20 protein-coding genes and 1 pseudogene are annotated in these 19,470 nt (G+C 34.1%); 9 read left to right on the forward strand and 12 right to left on the reverse strand.

The genetic code is table 11. The annotated features are described in order from the left end of the window. Nucleotides 1-300: pseudogene (locus tag H599_RS20900) on the forward strand (hypothetical protein); the annotation flags it as partial. A 36-nt stretch (nucleotides 301-336) separates the two neighbouring features. On the opposite strand, the gene H599_RS0112095 reads toward H599_RS20900, so the two are convergent. Both H599_RS0112095 and H599_RS0112100 read right to left on the reverse strand, forming a co-directional pair. After that, on the reverse strand, nucleotides 337-777 hold the full coding sequence (locus tag H599_RS0112095) for a KTSC domain-containing protein (protein WP_026714377.1): 441 nt from the start codon (nucleotides 775-777) through the stop codon (nucleotides 337-339). A gap of 158 nt (nucleotides 778-935) precedes the next feature. After that, entirely contained in the window at nucleotides 936-1,184 is a 249-nt protein-coding gene (locus H599_RS0112100) for a hypothetical protein (protein WP_026714378.1), read from the reverse strand. An 85-nt stretch (nucleotides 1,185-1,269) separates the two neighbouring features. Here H599_RS0112100 and H599_RS0112105 point away from each other — a divergent pair, with 85 nt between their 5' ends. Then, nucleotides 1,270-1,830: a hypothetical protein gene (locus H599_RS0112105; protein ID WP_026714379.1), complete on the forward strand. Its 561-nt coding sequence runs from the start codon at nucleotides 1,270-1,272 to the stop codon at nucleotides 1,828-1,830. Here the strand turns inward: H599_RS0112105 and H599_RS0112110 are convergent. Beyond that, entirely contained in the window at nucleotides 1,827-2,219 is a 393-nt protein-coding gene (locus H599_RS0112110) for a response regulator (protein ID WP_026714380.1), read from the reverse strand. The two genes, H599_RS0112105 and H599_RS0112110, sit on opposite strands and share 4 nt — an antisense overlap. After that, nucleotides 2,216-4,420 (reverse strand): PAS domain S-box protein, encoded by a 2,205-nt coding sequence (locus H599_RS20350; protein WP_162174262.1) that lies wholly within the window; start codon nucleotides 4,418-4,420, stop codon nucleotides 2,216-2,218. Before H599_RS20350 ends, H599_RS0112110 begins: the two co-directional genes overlap by 4 nt. A gap of 463 nt (nucleotides 4,421-4,883) precedes the next feature. Here H599_RS20350 and H599_RS21025 point away from each other — a divergent pair, with 463 nt between their 5' ends. The 5 genes from H599_RS21025 (at nucleotide 4,884) to H599_RS0112140 (ending at nucleotide 8,477) form a co-directional block, all read left to right on the forward strand. Continuing rightward, the gene (locus H599_RS21025) at nucleotides 4,884-5,036 is read left to right on the forward strand and encodes a hypothetical protein (RefSeq protein WP_169736900.1); all 153 of its coding nucleotides are present in this window, start codon (nucleotides 4,884-4,886) and stop codon (nucleotides 5,034-5,036) included. 2 nt (nucleotides 5,037-5,038) lie between these two features. Beyond that, entirely contained in the window at nucleotides 5,039-5,269 is a 231-nt protein-coding gene (locus tag H599_RS0112125) for a hypothetical protein (protein WP_026714381.1), read from the forward strand. A 10-nt stretch (nucleotides 5,270-5,279) separates the two neighbouring features. Then, nucleotides 5,280-5,657: a YchJ family protein gene (locus H599_RS0112130; protein WP_026714382.1), complete on the forward strand. Its 378-nt coding sequence runs from the start codon at nucleotides 5,280-5,282 to the stop codon at nucleotides 5,655-5,657. Nucleotides 5,658-5,759: 102 nt separating this feature from the next. Then, nucleotides 5,760-6,878: a vWA domain-containing protein gene (locus H599_RS0112135; protein ID WP_026714383.1), complete on the forward strand. Its 1,119-nt coding sequence runs from the start codon at nucleotides 5,760-5,762 to the stop codon at nucleotides 6,876-6,878. A gap of 135 nt (nucleotides 6,879-7,013) precedes the next feature. After that, nucleotides 7,014-8,477: a hypothetical protein gene (locus H599_RS0112140; RefSeq protein ID WP_026714384.1), complete on the forward strand. Its 1,464-nt coding sequence runs from the start codon at nucleotides 7,014-7,016 to the stop codon at nucleotides 8,475-8,477. Nucleotides 8,478-8,573: 96 nt separating this feature from the next. Here H599_RS0112140 and fucP read toward each other — a convergent pair whose 3' ends face one another. From fucP to H599_RS0112160, 4 genes are all read right to left on the reverse strand, one after another. Continuing rightward, nucleotides 8,574-9,902 (reverse strand): L-fucose:H+ symporter permease, encoded by a 1,329-nt coding sequence (fucP, locus tag H599_RS0112145; RefSeq protein ID WP_026714385.1) that lies wholly within the window; start codon nucleotides 9,900-9,902, stop codon nucleotides 8,574-8,576. A 90-nt stretch (nucleotides 9,903-9,992) separates the two neighbouring features. Next, nucleotides 9,993-10,784 carry an SDR family oxidoreductase gene (locus H599_RS0112150; protein ID WP_026714386.1) on the reverse strand — a complete coding sequence of 264 codons (792 nt, stop codon included), beginning with the start codon at nucleotides 10,782-10,784 and terminating at the stop codon, nucleotides 9,993-9,995. Nucleotides 10,785-10,787: 3 nt separating this feature from the next. Beyond that, complete coding sequence (locus H599_RS0112155) at nucleotides 10,788-11,615, reverse strand: amidohydrolase family protein (protein ID WP_026714387.1); 828 nt, start codon at nucleotides 11,613-11,615, stop codon at nucleotides 10,788-10,790. A gap of 2 nt (nucleotides 11,616-11,617) precedes the next feature. After that, a complete protein-coding gene (locus H599_RS0112160; RefSeq protein ID WP_026714388.1) occupies nucleotides 11,618-12,634 on the reverse strand; it encodes a zinc-binding alcohol dehydrogenase family protein in 1,017 nt (338 codons plus the stop codon). A 157-nt stretch (nucleotides 12,635-12,791) separates the two neighbouring features. Between H599_RS0112160 and H599_RS0112165 the strand changes: the two genes are divergently transcribed. After that, a complete protein-coding gene (locus tag H599_RS0112165) occupies nucleotides 12,792-13,814 on the forward strand; it encodes a LacI family DNA-binding transcriptional regulator (RefSeq protein WP_026714389.1) in 1,023 nt (340 codons plus the stop codon). Between the two features lie 95 nt (nucleotides 13,815-13,909). Here the strand turns inward: H599_RS0112165 and H599_RS0112170 are convergent, their stop codons facing one another. The 4 genes from H599_RS0112170 to H599_RS0112185 form a co-directional block, all read right to left on the reverse strand. Continuing rightward, on the reverse strand, nucleotides 13,910-15,052 hold the full coding sequence (locus H599_RS0112170) for a saccharopine dehydrogenase family protein (RefSeq protein ID WP_026714390.1): 1,143 nt from the start codon (nucleotides 15,050-15,052) through the stop codon (nucleotides 13,910-13,912). Between the two features lie 75 nt (nucleotides 15,053-15,127). After that, on the reverse strand, nucleotides 15,128-15,691 hold the full coding sequence (locus H599_RS0112175; RefSeq protein WP_026714391.1) for a 2'-5' RNA ligase family protein: 564 nt from the start codon (nucleotides 15,689-15,691) through the stop codon (nucleotides 15,128-15,130). Nucleotides 15,692-15,718: 27 nt separating this feature from the next. Further along, nucleotides 15,719-16,432 carry a DUF4339 domain-containing protein gene (locus tag H599_RS20355; RefSeq protein WP_026714392.1) on the reverse strand — a complete coding sequence of 238 codons (714 nt, stop codon included), beginning with the start codon at nucleotides 16,430-16,432 and terminating at the stop codon, nucleotides 15,719-15,721. 102 nt (nucleotides 16,433-16,534) lie between these two features. Continuing rightward, nucleotides 16,535-17,092: a DUF6642 family protein gene (locus H599_RS0112185; RefSeq protein WP_026714393.1), complete on the reverse strand. Its 558-nt coding sequence runs from the start codon at nucleotides 17,090-17,092 to the stop codon at nucleotides 16,535-16,537. 200 nt (nucleotides 17,093-17,292) lie between these two features. Here H599_RS0112185 and H599_RS0112195 point away from each other — a divergent pair, with 200 nt between their 5' ends. Beyond that, entirely contained in the window at nucleotides 17,293-19,389 is a 2,097-nt protein-coding gene (locus H599_RS0112195; protein ID WP_026714394.1) for an alpha-L-fucosidase, read from the forward strand. Nucleotides 19,390-19,470: the final 81 nt, after the last annotated feature.

Consider the following 19,470-nt stretch of genomic DNA (forward strand, 5'->3'; position numbering starts at 1 on the left):
CAGGTATTAATACCAAAAAACAATAAAGAAAAAACAAAATACAAACAAGAAGTAGCTAGAAAAAGATTTAGAGCAAGAGCAGCCATCGAACCTACAATCTCACACTTGAAAAAAAATCATTCTTTAGGACTAAACTTCCTTAAAGGCGTGACTGGAGATGTTCATAATGCACTACTAGCGGGAATTGGATACAATCTAAAGCTCAGATTTAATCAAATCAAAGAGCAAATTATTTTTTGGCTACAATTATTGTTCAACTTTTTTACTAAAAACAAAACCACTATTTTAATCGAGATTTAAAATAGTGGCTTTTTAAGGAATGACTAATTAATCTAGTTAATCCTGATTAGTTACTTTTCTGTATGGGAAAGAACCAAAAACGTGTCTTTTAGCAAAACGAGATGGAGAATCAGCATTAACCATTTTTACATAAGTAGCTTTAGGAACACTGATGTATTCGTAAACACTCCCGTTTGAAAAGTTCACAATTAGTCTTGCTTCTTCAAATTTATAATCTGTAATGGTTGCAGTTGCAATAGTTTCCTGATATTCCGGCAAGTTTTGTTTGATAGTTTCAGGATTGATACTTACTAAATGGTGGTAAGCTTCAATGATTTTTTTACTATTTTCTTCAGCTGCTTTTAAACCAGCCTCATCTCCTTGAAATTTATCAGGGTGAGCTTCTTTCATCGCGTTACGATAAATGGTTTTCAATTCTTTTAGCTGTACAGTTTTATCAACATTTAAGAGCTTGCGGTATTCAACTATTTTTTTCATAAATTATGTAACTACTTGTCTTTTAGTTTGTAACCAATTATTTTTGGTTTCGTATTTGACAAAATTTTTGCAAAGGTACACTTTTTTTTAAGTTTTCAATTTTTCATTTAAAAAAAAGAAAAAAGTTTTTTTGAAGTTAAGTATCAGATAATCAGTATTTATTGTTCCGGCTTGTTGTTGGCTTTATCGAAATTTTTAGATTTTTTAGGGTATTTTTCATAACTGATGTCACTTGGGTTTTCAATTACTGATTTTATTGTTATCCAATCTCCTACAGTAAATTTTGCCTGAACCATTTTATAATCTAACAGATATTCTCCACAAAAAAAGTTGTTGTTTTCATCTTTTTCAATAATCCCTGTAAACACGCCTTTTTGCAACATCTTTTCTTCTGAAGCCTTGCTCATGATATTTTATTTAAAATTCAGTGCAAAGGTAGTTAATTAATTATTGGCTTTAGAGAGTTTTAAGCTTTCTAAGTATATTTGCAGCATGCAAAAAAATTACAAACCACATCCTAATTCGTTTAAAAATACTTTTTGTGTTTTTTATGAAGTCCTTCCTGAGGCCATTGAAGGTTTAAAAAAACAATTTGAAAGCAAAGCGGGAAGTAGTTATTATTATTCAACCGAAGGAATGTATCGGATTTCTAATCATTGGGGGAGATTGGCTAACAGTAAATGGCGCCTGATCCCGATGGAACCCGAAACGACTTCTAAATATAAAATTGGTTTTGCTAAATGGGATGGTTTTTATCCCGATAACGCAACGGATGAGTTGTATTATTTAGAAATGGATTATGCTAAGAATACGGTTAGTTATCAACATAAAAATAATCCGAATTACAATCAGCAAGCAGTACTTCGTACCAGTTTAGCCACCACAAAAAGAATTAAACAAATTCGGAATTTGATTGAACTCAGCTCCTGGGCGAAACATTTTGATTGCGATGATATTGGTCTTTTGCGAAAATTAATTATTGATGAATTGATTAATACCAATAAGAGTCTGGAAGAAATAAAAAGAGAAGTAGCTGAAAAATTAGAATCTTAAACAGCTGAAATTTTAACCAAATCTTCAAGACTGATTGGTTTAGACATATAGCCAAAAATATCCGGATTGTATTTGGCTCTTTCTTTGTCTTGTATGGCAATGGAAGAACTGGAAATGTAAATTTGAATTTCGCCGGTAATTTGAGGTTTCAATGTGGCAATTTCATCCATAAATCCCCAACCGTCCAAAACCGGCATTTCGATGTCTAACAGAATAATATTGGGGTGTGTTTTCTGTTTCAGAATATTGCTTCTTAAAACATCAATAGCCTCTTTTCCGTTTGAAAAAGAGCGTACAGCCGAAAAAATCCCTGATTTAAGGATAATTTTTTTCATGATGATTTGATAAATAGGATCATCATCTACAACCCAAATTGTTTTTTCTGTCATGATATATACACTTTAAAAGTTGTACCTAAATTGGGTTCGCTCTCCACGGTTATACTGCCACCCATAGCGTCAATTTGATTTTTGGTAATAAATAATCCAATACCTCTTGAATCCTTATGAGTGCTGAATTTTTTATACATTCCAAATATTTTGTGACCGTTTTTGGCTAAATCAATCCCAATTCCGTTATCCGATATTTTAAGCACCGTTTTGTTGTGTTCTGTATAACAATCAATAGTGATTATTGGGTGTTTTTCAGGGTGACTGTATCGGATGGCATTTGAGATAAGATTGTATAAAATACTTTCCAGATAAGCCGGATTGTAAATAACTTCAATGTCCTCTTTAATTGAATTAATTATTTTAATCCCTTTCAATTCAATTTGATCCGCAAGTACAGCCAGTGTATTGTCTAAATATTGTTTTAAATTCAGTTGTTCGGTTACAATGCCTATATTGGTTTGAATATTGACCACTTCATTTAGATTCAACATCGTTTCGTTTAATGAATCAGAAACGGATTTTAAGAGTTGAATCATTTCTTCTTTCTCTTCTTCAGATTCCGAATTATCAATTAAATCTACAATCGAAGAAATATTACTAGTGTGTGATCTTAAATTATGGGATACAATATACGAAAAATTGAGTAGTCTCTTATTTTGTTCTGTTACTAAGTTAAACGAGTTGTTTAAATCTTTTTCAGTTTCTTTGTTTTTACTTACATCAATAATAATTCCTCTCAGGTTTTTTGCTTTACCATTCTCAATAATTACATTTACAATATCGCGTACCCAAACAACCGAACCGTCTTTAGCAATCATTCGGTATTCAAAATCATGATTTTTTAATTTTTTAGTTTGATCTACGCAAAAATTAGCAGCGTAGTCTTTGTCTTCGGGATGAATATGATCTACCCAGAAATTAGGCGTTTTAAGCCATTCTTCAGAGGTATAGCCTAAAATGGATTCTACTTTTTTGCTTACAAAAGTAAATTCAAAATTTTCGGCATTACATTCCCAAACAATTCCGTCAATAGTATTGATAAGTGATTCCATTCTTTTTTGTGAATCTAATATAACCTGTTCGGCAAGTTTGCGTTCGGTTACATCTTCGGCTATAGCAATATGATTAGTTGGAATTCCGTTTATTTCCCAAAGTGGAGAAATGGTAAGTTTAATCCAGATGGTGTCATTTGATTTTGTAATGTGTCTTCTTTCAGTTGAATATTCACGAATGATTCCTTTTTTTAATTTTTCAAAATTTTTAAAAGACTTTTTTAAATCATCTGGATGGATTATCGTTATTATGTTTTTTTGCTTTATTTCCTCTTCAGTATAGCCTAATAAGTCACAATATTTTTTATTAGCTTCTAAAAGTTGTCCCGTAACCGTGTCTACATAAGTGATACCTACGGCTGCCTGATCAAAAACACTTTTAAATTTTATTTCGTTTTTTAAAAGTTCATTAGCTTGTTCCTTGAGTAGTTTTTCTAATTCGGCTGGTTTCTTGAAAAAAGCAGTCGTTAAAAATCCTATAAGAAGCGCCGTTATAAAGCCTAAAACTCCTTTAAGTATATAAGCTGCAAAAAATTCGTTAGGCTGTTTGTCAATCAAATAAAGTTTCCAGTCGCCATCCGGTACAAAAGCAGTAACGGTATTTTTAGGATTCGGTTTTTGATTAGAACCTAAAAAGAAAGTTTCTTTTTGGGTAATGCTGCTGAATTTAGAAATTTGAAAAGCATATCTCGAATGGTCAATGCTTTTAATTTCGGGATTGTTCAATAAGGTTTCGAAACGAATAATGACAGCCGAAAATCCCCAAAATTTGTTGTTTTTATAAATAGCCAGACGGCCTAAAATCCCTAATCCGCCCTGTTTTAATTCAAAAGGGCCTGCAAAATACATTTTTCGGGTTTGAATGGCTTTCAAAGTCTCATGTCGGTATTTTTTATCTTTGAGTAAATTGATTCCTATAGCGGCTTCATTTCCTTCTAATGGATAAGTATAACGGATAATGCCGTCAGGGACTAATTGAACGGCATCAATATTTTCGTTATTTGCCAAAATTTGTTTTCCAACGGCTTCAAAATTTTTAGGAATTCCTTTGTCATTAATTGTTAATGCCAATGTTAAGGCATCTACATAATTATCTTTTAAGGATTGTTCTATGGTTTTGTGAATGTTTTGAAGTATTCCACTCATTTCATCATCTTTAGCTTTCTGAGCAATACGATATTGTTGTGAAATGATTAAAGAAAAGATTACGCAAAAAAATAAAAAAATGAAAATACCAGTCAATTTCGGCTTTAATGTAAACCATTTGTTATGACTTAGTAACGACTTTGTTAGATTCATTTTTTATTATATAAAATCAGTAATAAGGATTAATTTATCATTTTTTTCTGGGAAATGATAAAAAACATTCAATAAAACAGCTTGTATTTAGTTCAAAACTAATAAAAATAATTAATAAATAATGACACAGAAGTGTTTTTTTTACGGTGATTTAATCAGTTTAATTTTATGTTTTAAATGCCGATAATTTGTCAAAAAAAGAATAAAAAATAAGTAATTTTGAAAACTAAATTTAATGTCTCAAATAAGAAGCTTTTTTTAGTGAACAAACGTCAAAATAGCAGTTTTTATTTTAGCCAATAATAAAGTCATGGGGAGAAATAATGAAAAGAATATAAAGAAGCATAACGATAAGTTGCATAAGGCTCAAGCCAAAGCTAAAAAATCCGAAATGCTTAGAAAAGAAAAGTTGAAAGAGATGGTGAAGAAATTTAATGAAGATAAAAACGAAGAAAACAAATAAAAATGACAAACGATAAATATGCTTCACTAAAAGCGGAAGTTCAGGAAATAATTGATTTAATCGCGGCAAAAAATGCTAAAGAAGCCAATAATAAATTAGTTGACGTAAGCGAGCAACTGGATGATTTACTGGACACCAGCGATGAAGATGAGGATTTAATCGAGCTAAGTAAATATCAGGTGTTGTTAAATCAATTGTATCAAAAAATAGTAGCTCTTAACGGTCAGGTTTAAGATTTTCAGGATGAATTTATGTTATTGTAATTCTCAAAAACAATTTAAAGATTGTTGCGAACCTTATATTAAAGGTCAAAAAAATGTACCCACAGCCGAAGCGTTAATGCGTTCCCGATATAGTGCTTATGCTACTCATCAGGCGTATTATTTGGTGGAAACCACTCATGTTTCTCAAAGAGCGCTGCATTCTAAAGCTGATATTTTGCTTTGGGCTACGGCTAACCAATGGCAAAAATTAGAAGTTTTAAACGCTACTCCAACAACCGTTGAGTTTAAAGCTTATTATTTGGATTCCAATAAAAAACCGCATATTCATCATGAATTTTCCACTTTCGTTCAGGAAGATGGAATTTGGTATTATGTTGGTGGTGAGTATTATGAATAGAAAAATTTAATATTTGTTATTGCTGTTGCAAAGTTCTTTTTAACTAAAAATTAATAACTGTTTGCTTGAAGTACTCTTTAAAATGCTGTAATTTTAAGGACTATGGAAAACAGTATTAAAAAAGGATTCTATTTTAAACAGTATCAGGCTCCTAATCAGTCTCCATTTGATAAATTATTTGAAATTTTCAAAGAATTAATCACTTATACTTCGGGAGATTTTGACGAAGCTATCAGTTGGTTGCGCGAATTAGATAAAGAATACAAGTTAACCGACGAAAATTATACCATTGATGATTTTATTGAAGACCTGAAGAAGAAAGGTTATATTAAAGATGAAGTCAAAGAAGATGGAACTTCGGGATTAGGAATTACTGCAAAAACCGAAAGAGCCATTCGTCAGCAAGCCCTGGATCAGATTTTTGGGAAATTAAAACGTTCCGGAAACGGAAATCATAAAACCAAATATTCCGGTAGTGGCGATGAACACACAGGAGAATTTCGTGAATTTCATTTTGGAGACAGTTTGGAACGAATTTCGTTAACTGAAAGTTTGCGAAATGCCCAAATCAATAATGGCGTTGCCGATTTTATGCTCACTGAAAATGATTTGGTAGTTGAAGATGCACAATACAAAGCCCAGATGAGTACGGTCTTGATGATTGACATTAGCCACAGTATGATTTTGTATGGCGAAGACCGGATAACTCCCGCCAAGAAAGTGGCGATGGCTTTGGCTGAATTAATTACCACACGTTATCCTAAAGATACGCTCGATATTTTGGTTTTTGGAAATGATGCCTGGCCCATAGCTATCAAAGATTTACCTTATTTAAAAGTTGGACCCTTTCACACCAATACAGTTGCCGGTTTGCAATTGGCGATGGATATGTTACGTAGAAAACGCAATACCAATAAGCAAATTTTTATGATTACTGATGGCAAACCAAGCTGCGTTAAAGAGCGGGATGGTTCGTATTATATGAACAGTAATGGTTTAGATGAATACATTGTGGATAAATGTTATACGCAGGCGCAACAAGCTCGAAAGTTGCACATTCCCATCACCACTTTTATGATTGCGAGTGATCCTTATTTGCAAAAATTTGTCAAAAGATTCACCGAAGCCAATCAGGGAAAAGCGTTTTATACCGGTTTGAAAGGTTTGGGTGAAATGATTTTTGAAGATTACGAAACGAATAGGAAAAAGAGAATTAAGTAATCAGAAAGCAGTATTCAGAAAGTAGATAGACAGGAAGTTTTGTGTTCTTGTCGGTTAAATAAAAAATAAACAATCTAAAAAAACTTAGTGAGCTTTGCGTAAAACTTAGTGCACTTTGTAGTTAAACATACAAAAATGAAAATAGAAAATATGAATACTTTAGGTGAGTTAAGGGCATCTGGTTATCAAAGCAAAAGTATTAAAGACGAATTGAGAGATAATCTTCGGGAGAAAATCAAATCAGGAAGTTCAACTTTTGAAGGAATTCATGGATTTGAAAATACGGTGATTCCGGAATTGGAACGAGCAATTCTTTCGCGTCATAATATCAATTTATTAGGACTTCGTGGTCAGGCTAAAACCCGACTGGCGCGTAAAATGGTTGAATTGTTAGATGAATACATTCCGTATGTAAGTGGTTCCGAAATTAATGACGATCCATTTTGTCCCATTTCCCGATTTGCTAAGGATTTAATTATCGCCAAAGGTGATGAAACACCGATTTCCTGGTTGCACCGAAGTGAACGTTTTTATGAAAAATTAGCTACTCCGGATGTTACCGTAGCTGATTTAATAGGGGATGTTGATCCGATAAAAGCAGCTAATTTAAAGTTATCTTATGCAGATGACCGTGTGATTCATTTTGGGATGATTCCGCGTGCCAATCGCTGTATTTTTGTGATAAATGAATTACCTGATTTACAAGCCCGAATTCAGGTGGCGCTGTTTAATATTTTGCAGGAAGGTGATATTCAAATCAGAGGTTTTAAGTTGCGAATGCCATTGGATATGCAATTTGTATTTACGGCCAATCCGGAAGATTATACAAACAGAGGAAGTATTGTAACACCGTTGAAAGACCGAATTGGTTCTCAAATTTTAACACATTATCCCGAAAATATTCAAATTGCAAGAACCATTACAGAACAGGAAGCTCAATTTGATTCTAATCAGGATAACACCGTTTATGTGCCTTCGTTAGCCAAAGATTTATTGGAACAAATAAGTTTTGAAGCCAGAGAAAGTGAGTATGTTGATCATAAAAGTGGTGTAAGTGCCCGAATGAGTATCACGGCTTATGAAAATTTAATCAGCACTGCTGAACGTCGCGCATTGAAATCAGGAGCAACTCAAACTACAGTTCGTTTGTCGGATTTTATGGGAATTATTCCCGCCATTACCGGAAAAGTAGAGTTGGTTTACGAAGGGGAGCAGGAGGGAGCTGCTGTTGTAGCCGAGCACTTAATTGCAGCTGCGGTTCGCACTTTATTCCCAAATTATTTTCCTAAAATTGAAAAATTAGAAAAACCGAATGAAAAAACAGCTTATTCTGATTTGATAGAATGGTTTTTTGCCGAAAATGGTTTTCAATTGTTGGATGACTGTTCTGATGAAGAATACCAAACTATCTTAGGAGCTATAGTTCCTTTAGAAATATTATTAAAAGAGTACCAGGCTGATTTAGTTAAAGAAGATGAGTTATTTATGAAAGAATTTGTGCTTTGGGGATTGGTTGAATTTCGAAAATTAAGCAAGGATAGAATTTTTGAAGGCTATCAGTTTAAAGATATTTATGGAAGTTACATCAGTAAGTTGTAATTTTAGAGGGATTAAGTTTTGGCAACGGTTTAAAATGAAAAAGTTCTTCATTTGTTAAAAACAGATGAAGAACTTTTTGTATGATGTAGATAAGAATTATTTCTTAAGTGTCATTCTTCCATAATTTGCTACTACAACAAGGCAAATTAGCGGTAAAATAAATGAAAAGTTGACTTCAGGGATAAAGCCTAAAATTTTCATATCCGAGAAACCAGGTCCGCCCCAGTCTAAAATACTTCCTTGTAAAACAGGCATCAATGCTCCACCTACAATTGCCATTACTAATCCGGCTGAACCTATTTTGGCTTCGTCACCCATTCCTTTTAAAGCAATTCCATAAATAGTAGGGAACATAATTGACATGAATAAAGAAATTCCAATTAAAGAATAAAGCCCAATAGTTCCCGGTAACAAAATAGCCCCAGCACAGCAGCAAACACCGCCAATACCGAAAAGCATTAATATTTTAGACGGATTAATCGTTCTCATAAGTGCTGTTCCTATCCATCTTCCGCTCAGAAAAATAATCATTGCCGAAATATTATACCAGGAGGCAGTAAGTTGTTGTTCTTGTGGTAAGCCTTCGTTAATATTATCCACGTATTGAAATATAAAAGTCCAACACATAATTTGAGCGCCTACATAAAATGCCTGTGCAATCACTCCCTGAATGTATATTTTATTTACAAATAATTTTTTAAAAGATTCCGAAATAGACATTTTATCGTGATCGGCAGTTTTTGGAATTTTAGTAAAAAGAATAATTGCCATAATACTCAAAACGACTAAACCTAATATGATATAAGGAACACTAATTACTCCTAAATCATTTTCGCGAATACTTGCTTTGGCAGTTTCAGATAGTGTATCGTAAATTAAGGCTCCAGAAGCATCTTTATCGTCGGATCGAAGCGCTGAAATAATAAATTGTTGGGCTACTACCATTCCCATTAAGGAACCTACAGGATTAAAAGATTGAGCGAGATTCAATCTTCGGGTAGCTGTTTCACTATCACCTAAAGCTAAAATTAAGGGATTAGATGTTGTTTCTAAAAAGGCTAATCCACAGGTGATTACCCAAAGAGAGATCAGGAAGAAATTATAGTCCTGATAGGCTGCTGCAGGATAAAATAAGAAAGCACCAGTAGCATATAGACATAAGCCTAAAATGATTCCGGATTTATAACTGTACTTTCTGATGAATAAAGCTGCGGGTAATGCCATGAAAAAATAACCGAAGTAGAAAGCAAATTGCACTAATGAAGCCTGAGTATTTGATAATTCAGGCATTACTTTTTTGAAGGCAGAAACCATAGGATTGGTTAAATCGTTGGCTACTCCCCATAGTGCGAATAAGGAGGTAATAATTATAAAAGGGAAAAGTAAATCCTTTTTTACTACAGCAATTGAGGTGGAATAATTCATTTTTTTTAAATTAAAAAAGTTGGTTGATTGGTAAAAAAAAGAACAAAGCATAAAAAAACTTATGATTTGTTCTTTGTTGTTTTGAAAGTTTTATTCCGTTAGTAAGGCACGGTCTAAGTGAACATAACCTCCGTCACAAAAAATAAATTGTCCTGTGGTATGTGATGATCTTTCAGAAATGGTGAATAAACAAGTATCTGCAATTTCATCAGGTGTGGTCATACGATTTTCCAAAGGGATTTTTTTAACGATAGATTGTAATTTTTCTTCTCCGTTTTCTAAAGTTTTAATCCAGTTATCGTAAGCAGGTGTCCAGCTTTCGGCAATGATAATCGCATTGACACGGATAGAATATTTGATTAAATCCACTGCCCATTCACGGGTTAAACCTAAAACACCACCTTTGGCGGCTGCATAACCTGAAGTTCCGCCTTGGCCTGTTAAGCCTACTTTGGAACCAATATTTAAAATAGGTCCTTTGGAAGCTTTTAAGTAAGGAAGTGCGCTTTTTACCGTTACGAAATAACTTACCATGTTCAGTTTTAAAGAATCCATAAATTCTTCGTACGAAGCGTCAAGTCCGGCACCGTCATTTACACCTACATTGTTGATTAGGGCATCAATACGACCATATTTAGCAGTAATTTGTGCAATTGCAGCTTCGATTTGTTTTGGGTCAGTAACATCGGTTTTACAAAACAAGCCATCAATTCCCTGTTTTTGAATTTCTTCAATATATCCAAAACCTCTGTCGTTACGGTCAATAACCGCCGGGATAGCACCTTCGGAAGCTAAATGTTGCAAAATAGTTTCTCCAATACTTCCTTTAATTCCAGCTGCACCAGTGATGACAACTACTTTTCCTTTTAATCCTAAATCCATAATTTATAAGTTATAAAATTTAATTGCGTTTTTTCCCATAATTCCGGATTGTTCATCCGGACTTAATTTTGCAATAAAATTGGTTACTAATTCTTTTGTTTTTGTATAGTTTCCGGCTACTAAACATACCGGCCAATCGGAGCCAAAAAGGATTCTATCGGTTCCAAATGAGTCTAAAACCAATTGCATATAAGGTTCAATTTGTTCCGGATTCCAATTGTTATAATCAGCTTCGGTGGTCATTCCTGATAGTTTGCAATATATATTTTGGTGTTCGCTTATCGCTTTCATTGAAGTTGCCCAACCATCATAAAATCCGTCTTTAATGTATGGTTTTGCAATGTGATCAATAACAAATTTTTGATTTGGAAAACGACGGACTAATTCTAAAGCAGCTCCTAATTGATGTGGAAAAATAAGAATGTCATACGTGAAATTGTGTTTTTCCAGAGCGGCAATTCCGTTTAAAAAATTAGGGCGTAACATAAAATTATGATCGGCTTCACCCTGAACCACATGACGGAAACCTTTCAGTTTTGGAAATTGACTGTGTTTTTCTAAAACTTCATCAATATTAGCTGCTCTCAGATCAACCCAACCTACAATTCCTTTGATAAAATCATTTTTGGCTGCCAAATCCAAAAGGAAACCGGTTTCAGCCAATGTTTGGTCGGACTGAACCGCTACACAACCATCAATATTGTTTTGCTGATAAATGATTTTTAAATCTTCCGGTAAAAAATTTTTACGAATGACTTTCATGTTATCGTCAATCCAGGCGTGTTTTTCGGCTTCGTAAATCCAAAAATGCTGATGTGAATCGATTACCATAATTATTTTAATTTAAAATCAACAGTAGCTTTAATTACTCCGGTTGCAGGATTTAACCAGCTGTCAAAGTTTTCAATCATTTCAGTGTAAGGGACCGTGTGTGTAATAAAAGAATCGGTAGGGAATTGATTTAGTACATTGATTACATGTTCAAAATCCTCAGTGGTAGCGTTTCGGCTGCACATTAAAGTCATTTCTTTGGCGTGAATAGCCGGATGACTATAAGTCAATTCCCCTTTTGATAAACCAACTAATACAAAACGTCCTCCGTGAGACATATAATTTGGACAAGTTTCTAAAGCGCCTTTGTGTCCGGAAGCATCAAAAACAGCGGTACATAAATCGCCATTGGTAATTTTAGTGATTTCTTCAACGGTATTTTCACCTGCTTTTACCGTGTAATCCACTCCAATTTTTTCTTTGGCGTAAGCTAAACGTTGCTCATTCATATCAATGGCAATTACTTTGGCACCGGCAATTTGTGCCAGTTTCATAATTCCGATTCCAATTGGTCCACAACCTACCACTGCAACAGTTTCTCCCGGAACAATGGCTGCTCTGCGGATAGCGTGTGCGCCAATTGCTAATGGTTCTACAATTGCCATTTGATCATCAGTTAAATTATTTGCCGGTAAAAGAATAGAGGTAGGAACGGTAATTTGTTCCTGCATTCCGCCGTCAGCGTGAACGCCTAAAACTTTGATGTTGGTACAGCAGTTTGTTTTTCCGTTTCGACAAGCGATACAAGTTCCGCAGCTCACGTATGGCATTACCACAACATTGTCTCCGGCTTTAATTCCTTTTGGATTGTCTCCAATTTCCAAAACAGTGGATGCTAATTCGTGTCCTAAAATTCTTGGATAGGTAAAAAATGCCTGATTTCCGCCATAAGCGTGTAAATCGGTTCCGCAAATTCCTACTTTGTTAATTTGTAACAGTGCTTCATTTTCTTTTCTAATCGGAGCTTCTTTTTCTTTTAGAATAAATTCTCCCGGTTTTTCGCAAACAATGTATTTCATTTGATATTGATTGTTTATTTGGTTTTTTGATGAATTATTTATTTTGTTCCAACGTTTGAACAGTTGTAGAAATAAAAAAAACACAATTTGATAATTATTGTGTTTTTCATTTAAAATGCTATTTTTGTTCCATCGTTTGAACAAATATAAAAACTAATTGGAAAATAAAAAAAAATCTACGATAAAAGATATTGCGGCAGTGCTGGGATTAACCCCTTCGGCGGTATCAAAAGCTTTGAATAACCACCCCAGAATTAGCGAAAAAACCAAGCTTGCCGTTAAAGAAATGGCGGTAGAATTGGACTATCAGCCGAATTTTTTGTCGAGTGCGTTGCGAAAAGGAAAAAGTAATCTGGTAGGTGTGATAATTCCACGTGTGAACAGCCATTTTTTTTCTTCTGTAGTTGAAAATATTGAAAAAATGCTCAACCTCAACGGTTACAATATCATCATGACGCAGTCGAATGAATTGTATGCCAAAGAATGTCAGGAAATCGATACTTTACTCAAAATTCAGGTAGACGGCATTATTGCATCGATGGCTAATGAAACGACCAATTTAGAGTTTTACGAAAAAATAAAATCCAGAGGAACCGAATTGGTTTTGTTTGACAGAGGTGAAGAGGAGCTGAATGTGGATTATGTGGGGATTGATGATTATAAAAGTAGTCATTTGGTCGTTGATCATTTGGTGTCACAAAATTGTAAACGCATTGCACATATAGCCGGTTTTCATCATATTCGAATTTATAAAGAACGAATTCGCGGTTATAAAGACGCACTGGAGAAATGGAATTTAGATATTCAGGACAATTGGATTATTGAAAGTAATTTGCGCATTGAGGACGGACGCCAAATCATGCAGCAATTATTGAATGCTCCAGAAAGACCGGATGCGGTTTACGTGGCGGGTGATATTGCGGCTTTAGGAGCTTTACAGGTGCTTTTGGAAAATAATATTAAGATTCCCGAAGAAATAGCTTTGGTTGGTTTTAGTGATGAGCCGTTTACTTCGCTTACACAACCTTCCATTTCTACGATTAATCAGCATAGTGACCAAATTGGTAAATTGGCGGCTGAAGCTTTTTTAAATCGAATGAGCCATCCGAAGAAAAAAACGGTTAACCGAATTATTTTAGAACCGGAATTGATAGTCAGACAGTCTTCGAAAAGAATTTAAACCGTTTTTAAAGTTGGAGCATTAAGAAATTAAGGGGAGTTAAGGCTTAATTTTCTAAATGTCTTAATGGTTAAAATTATAAAATAAATGGTTTTTTAAATTTTTCCATAAACCGGAACGATGAAACTTCCGTTTAAAAATGATTTAGCATCGATTTGACTTTGCAAAATCACACCTTTTAAGTTTTGTTCCAGTAATAATTGAGCTGATTGTACCAAAGAAGCTGCTGTTGTGACTTGTATGGCTCTTAATTTGTGTTTTCCAACTTGCAAAGGTTGAATTTCTTTGACAATTTCGCGTCTTCTTAAAATACCTTTGATGTCTTTTCCTTCCACGGCTGCGTAAAGGATTATTTGATCATCTTCCATTAACGGAATTTCTTTCTGCATGATTTTTTCTAATTCTTTTATCTTGTTTTTGGAAGAATCTATTGTTTTTAATTTGTTTTGTACCCAGCTATAATGTCCTGGAAAACGAAGGGTTTTATAGTCTAAATCGCGAACTTTTCCGCTTAAAGCATCCGGTAAATCAGCGGCACCGCCCGAAGTTAAATCATCTTCATAAGTTGTGTCATTAATGATTATGGAACTCCTTTCGGATAAAGCGGGAAGCTCGATTTTGCTGAAATTTCGAATAGCATTCGCATTCTTCAAATATTCGGTTGCAACGCCTATTGGACTCCAGGTGAATCCGTAGTAATGTGGTGCAACGGCATTTTTAGTCAGCGCCCCAACTTTAAATTCTAATTTGTCGGCTGTATTTACATTAAAATCAGAACAGAATTCCTGAAACAAATGATTTGCCAAAACATCAATATAACCGGGAGCAATCCCTGTTTGTAGAACAAATCCCGTTTCGGCATCTTTGGCTAAAGTCATGATTTTGGCAGTTTCATCTACATATTCAGTAAGATTAGCATAATGTAAATGATAATCTTTGGCAATTTGCGCAATTTTAGGAGCCTGACTTCCCGGAAGACAATCTAAAATAATGTTTCCCTGAGTGAAAATAGCTCTCATTTCCGGTGTGATTTCGTCCGGACTGAGATGAAAAGCTTTAACCGTGCAGTTTCTGGTTGTTCCTTTTTCAACCCATCCGGCAACAGATTCGGCTTTAGAAAGGGTTCGGTTTCCAATATATATGATGGGAGTAATAAGGCTCCATTCGGCGAGAATTAAAGCGGCTGCTTCGGCTATACCGCCGGCTCCGGCAATGATAATGTTGTAATGCTTTTCCATATTCTAAATTTACGTTTTTTCGGTTTGATGCCGAAATAAATTTAGAAAATAGCTAAAAGTTAATTGTTTAAGTTTTTAAAAAAGTGTTCCCTGTTCGAGTGAAGGTTTGGAATTACTGTTGAAATGAAAGCGGTCAATAATTTCAAATTGTTTGATTTTTGGGTTAAAAAGCCGAAGTGCAATATTGTCGCAAATAAAATTCAATTGAATTTCCTCAGAAAAAAGATGATAGGCTGCGGCAATTTTTTCAGGACCTAGCCGGCGTGCAATGGAAAGGTGAGGCTCATTGTTTTTAAAAATCGTTTTGGGACGAAAGGATTGATTAACATGTTTCATGATTTCTTTCAATTCTTTTTTGGAATTTTCGTTAGGAGCTATAAAAAAAGCACCGTTTGGAAAAGTAGCAAAAGAATCTAAGCAGACTGATTTTGGGCTAAGGCAGTCGCAAATTTGAAATAATTGTTGTTTGATTAACTCCATTTCGCTTTCAGTAGCCATGAATTCGTTTATCGTAATATGAGCCAATGAGTTTTTACTGTTGAACCAGCCTATTTCTTTGGCTAAATCTTCTTTCATTTTTTTTACAAAAGCAATGATTTCCTCAGTAGGACTGATGACTAACGAATAACGATTTTGCATATTTTTAAATACTAAAGGTGACTTTTTTTAGTGTTTTAATTGAATGTTTTCTAATTCCAAATTCAATTGAGTTCGTTCTCGGTCTAGTGATTCCAGTTCGTCTTGCAAAAGCTTGAGTTTGGTTTGGATAATGTTGATTTCGTTATTCTTTTCCTCTTCTGTTCTAAAAAAATGAAATTGATTTGCTTTAACCAATTCATTTTTAGTTGCTTCAAAAAGATTTTGTTTTTCAAGATGTTCAATTTGAATTTCAGATAAGCGTTTGTTTATGATTCCTTTTTTTTCTTTAAGCAATCTTTCGGCTTCTAATCGTTCCTTTTCAGCCAGTTGTTCTTTTTGCGCCTTAATTTCTTCTTCCTGCAATAGAAATTGACGATTTTCCCTTTCGGTTTTATCGTTTCTTGCTTCTAATTCCTGTTTTCGATTTTCGTTAATAAAATTTAAAGCAAAACTTCCAATTACCAGTAAAGTTAAAAATGCAAACAAATAGAATCGTCCTTTGTTCAGCCCCATAATTTTGTTGCTTTTTTCTTTGCTTTTGGGAGTTGGCGAATTGCTTTTAAAAGGAGGCGGAGTTACTTTCAACAGCGTTTGAAGTTCCTCGATTTCACCTGCAGTTTTCCAATCGGGCATTCCGGAAAACCATACCGGTGTTGCGGCAGTGATTTGTTTTTCTTCTAATTCGGTTAAACTAAATGGACCGCTGCTCTCCACACCGTTATGTAAATAATATTTTTTCATTACAGATAAGTTTGTGTAAAATTATATTGATTAACCCAAAAACAAAAAATATGCCGTAGAATTTTATCTGCTTTTGAAGAAGTGTTAAAAAGAACGAAGCTTTTAATAATACAATCTGAAATCAAGGAATTTACAAAGGGCATAATGTTTTTGATGCAATTCTTCCACATTTTCGATAGGATCGTCGGAATCCTGAAACAGACTAAAAAATACTCTGTCAAGGTGAATACTGTCCACTTTGCTATGCTCGATTCCGTATCCCGAAATCGCTCTGGCATTAGTAATATCTAAAAAATATTGTGCTTCATCTTCGGTTAAATCCAGAATTTTTTTATTCGAAAAATGGATGATTTTACCTTTTAATTTTCCTTCAAATATTTCGGCAATTTCTTCCAGACTGTAATAATAATTGTGAAGGCAAATGTTGTTTTGCTGACCGGGCATCACCAGATAAATGATTTCGTAATCTTTAAAATGCTCGTCATAAAGCAGGGTATTCAAACTTTCTTCCAGTCCTTCAATGGTGTCGCAAGTTTTGTAAATACTGGCAATTCCGTGAGAAAAAGCAAGCGTTTCCAAATTTTTGACCACTTCAGTTTCTATTAAATGATCTATATCCGGAACGGCTTCCAGACAAAAGATAAAATTCTCATTTCCCATAAATAACACTTGCTTTTTGAAGCCATAAAAATATGATTTATTTGTTTTCTTTTGGTTTAGCAACATCAATAAAAGACGGCTTTTTTTTCTTAAGTGCTTTTATAATTGTTGTTGGTCGAAATTATATGTTTGGAAAATTATTAAGTTTTAAATTTATACTTTAACTTAATTGAATAACTTAAGAAAAAGTGTAAATACAAATGAAAAAACTATTCTTATTATTAAATTTTTTTTCGATATTTTACTCTGTTTATAGCCAGGAGTTAATTAATGAACCCAGCCCTTTTGGACCAATACCTACACAAAAACAGCTTGACTGGCAGGAGATGGAATTTTATGCTTTTATCCATTTTTCATTAAATACTTTTACAAATAAAGAGTGGGGTTTTGGAGATGAATCATCACAATTATTTAGTCCAACGGATTTAGATGCACGACAATGGGCGCGAATTGTTAAAGATGCCGGAATGAAAGGAATTATTTTGGTAGCAAAACATCACGATGGATTTTGTTTATGGCCGTCGGCATATACTGAACGTTCGGTGAAAAATTCACCTTGGAAAAATGGAAAAGGAGATGTGGTCAAAGAATTAACCGAAGCATGTAAAGAGTACAATCTTAAATTAGGACTTTATCTTTCGCCTTGGGATCGCAATCATCCGCAATATGGTAAGCCGGAATACATTACTTATTTCAGAAATCAATTGAAAGAATTGTTGACTAATTATGGAGATGTTTTTGAAATGTGGTTTGACGGAGCCAATGGAGGTGATGGTTACTATGGAGGGGCTAATGAAATCAGAAAAATAAATACGCTGGAATATTACAATTGGGAAGAAACGTATAAAATGATTTATAATCTGGCACCTAATACTTTGGTTTGGGGAATTGGTCCATCAGAAGCCAGGTGGATAGGAAATGAAGAAGGTTATGCTAATAAAACCAATTGGAGTCTTTTACGCCAAAAAGATGATTTAGCTGGGAAAGTACATTATACGGAATATATGTCGGGGCATGAAGATGGAGAAAAATGGGTTCCCGGTGAAGCAGATGTGTCTATAAGACCGGGTTGGTTTTATCATGCTGCTGAAGATGATAAAGTACGTTCATTAGATGAATTGGTGGATATTTATTATAAATCGGTAGGGCGAAATGCGAATCTTTTGCTTAATCTTCCGGTGGATAAAAGAGGTTTGGTGAATGAGAATGATGAAAAGCGATTAAAAGAATTAGTAGCAGTTGTAAAAGCCGATTTTAAAACGGAATTATTGAGAGGAACGAAAGTTAAAGCTTCAAATTTTAGAGATAATAATCGTCTTTTTTCGGCTGAAAATTTAACAGATGGCGATAAAAATACGTATTGGGCTACCGATGACGGAGTTAAAAATGCCCGTATCGAATTTCAATTTGAAAAACCAACAGCCATTAATAGAATATTGCTTCAAGAGTACATTAAGCTGGGACAAAGAGTTAAAGCTTTTACTGTTGAAGCTGAAGCAGATGGAAAATGGATAACTGTAGCTAATGAAACTACCATTGGATACAAGCGAATAGTAAGGATAAACCGCGTAAAGGCGACAGCTTTACGAGTTAGTATTACTGATGCAAAAGCCAATATAGTACTTTCTGAAATTAAGGCTTATAATGCGCCTACTTTTGTAAAAATGCCAATAGTTCAAAGAGATAAAAACGGGATTGTTACTATGGAAACCACCGAAGGAAATGCAATTTATTATACCGTTGATGGAACAGAACCAACTGAAAAGAGTCAATTATATCAAGGATCTTTTATGTTTGATAAAACTGCGGTTGTAAAAACTATTGCCAGAAATACTTCAGAGCAAATAAACAGCGCTGTTAAAACCGTAAAATTTGGTCTTTCTAAAACGAATTGGAAAATATGGAAAGTTTCCAGCGGTGATATCAAAGAAGCAGAAAAGATTATTGATGAGAATCCTGATACGTGTTGGACTTTTGGAGATAATACTCATAAGCTTCCACAGGAGGTTATTATAGATATGGGAAAAGTATCAAAAATCAAGGGATTTAGTTATATGCCTTTACAAATGGGAAACCAACTCAATTTAATTTCAAATTATGAGTTTTATACAAGTAAAGACGCTAAAAAGTGGAGAAAACAATCAGAAGGAGAATTTTCAAATATTAAAAATAATCCTATAGAACAGTTGAAAATATTTAAAAAGGTTAAAGCACGATATTTGCGTTTTGTGGCATTATCCGCGATTGGTAAGGGAGAAAGGGTTTCTATAGGGGAGTTGAGTGTGATTGAGAAATAATAAAATAAGGTAAAAAAAGATTAAAAGTTTTAATTGTGTTTTTTGCCGAAGCACAAAGGTTGTTAGTCGAATAAATAATTT

The sequence above is a fragment of the Flavobacterium daejeonense DSM 17708 genome (assembly GCF_000425425.1).
Lineage (GTDB): Bacteria > Bacteroidota > Bacteroidia > Flavobacteriales > Flavobacteriaceae > Flavobacterium > Flavobacterium daejeonense.

Excerpts from the sequence above, each read along its gene's own strand:
- H599_RS0112185 (WP_026714393.1), bottom strand. The coding sequence starts at position 17,092 with ATGGGAAATGAGAATTTTATCTTTTGTCTGGAAGCCGTTCCGGATATA.
- H599_RS0112155 (WP_026714387.1), bottom strand. The coding sequence starts at position 11,615 with ATGGTAATCGATTCACATCAGCATTTTTGGATTTACGAAGCCGAAAAA.
- H599_RS0112100 (WP_026714378.1), bottom strand. The coding sequence starts at position 1,184 with ATGAGCAAGGCTTCAGAAGAAAAGATGTTGCAAAAAGGCGTGTTTACA.
- H599_RS21025 (WP_169736900.1), top strand. The coding sequence starts at position 4,884 with ATGGGGAGAAATAATGAAAAGAATATAAAGAAGCATAACGATAAGTTG.
- H599_RS0112095 (WP_026714377.1), bottom strand. The coding sequence starts at position 777 with ATGAAAAAAATAGTTGAATACCGCAAGCTCTTAAATGTTGATAAAACT.
- H599_RS0112150 (WP_026714386.1), bottom strand. The coding sequence starts at position 10,784 with ATGGATTTAGGATTAAAAGGAAAAGTAGTTGTCATCACTGGTGCAGCT.
- fucP (WP_026714385.1), bottom strand. The coding sequence starts at position 9,902 with ATGAATTATTCCACCTCAATTGCTGTAGTAAAAAAGGATTTACTTTTC.
- H599_RS0112170 (WP_026714390.1), bottom strand. The coding sequence starts at position 15,052 with ATGGAAAAGCATTACAACATTATCATTGCCGGAGCCGGCGGTATAGCC.
- H599_RS0112130 (WP_026714382.1), top strand. The coding sequence starts at position 5,280 with ATGAATTTATGTTATTGTAATTCTCAAAAACAATTTAAAGATTGTTGC.
- H599_RS0112140 (WP_026714384.1), top strand. The coding sequence starts at position 7,014 with ATGAAAATAGAAAATATGAATACTTTAGGTGAGTTAAGGGCATCTGGT.
- H599_RS0112105 (WP_026714379.1), top strand. The coding sequence starts at position 1,270 with ATGCAAAAAAATTACAAACCACATCCTAATTCGTTTAAAAATACTTTT.
- H599_RS0112125 (WP_026714381.1), top strand. The coding sequence starts at position 5,039 with ATGACAAACGATAAATATGCTTCACTAAAAGCGGAAGTTCAGGAAATA.
- H599_RS0112160 (WP_026714388.1), bottom strand. The coding sequence starts at position 12,634 with ATGAAATACATTGTTTGCGAAAAACCGGGAGAATTTATTCTAAAAGAA.
- H599_RS0112195 (WP_026714394.1), top strand. The coding sequence starts at position 17,293 with ATGAAAAAACTATTCTTATTATTAAATTTTTTTTCGATATTTTACTCT.
- H599_RS20350 (WP_162174262.1), bottom strand. The coding sequence starts at position 4,420 with ATGAGTGGAATACTTCAAAACATTCACAAAACCATAGAACAATCCTTA.
- H599_RS20355 (WP_026714392.1), bottom strand. The coding sequence starts at position 16,432 with ATGAAAAAATATTATTTACATAACGGTGTGGAGAGCAGCGGTCCATTT.
- H599_RS0112135 (WP_026714383.1), top strand. The coding sequence starts at position 5,760 with ATGGAAAACAGTATTAAAAAAGGATTCTATTTTAAACAGTATCAGGCT.
- H599_RS0112110 (WP_026714380.1), bottom strand. The coding sequence starts at position 2,219 with ATGACAGAAAAAACAATTTGGGTTGTAGATGATGATCCTATTTATCAA.
- H599_RS0112175 (WP_026714391.1), bottom strand. The coding sequence starts at position 15,691 with ATGCAAAATCGTTATTCGTTAGTCATCAGTCCTACTGAGGAAATCATT.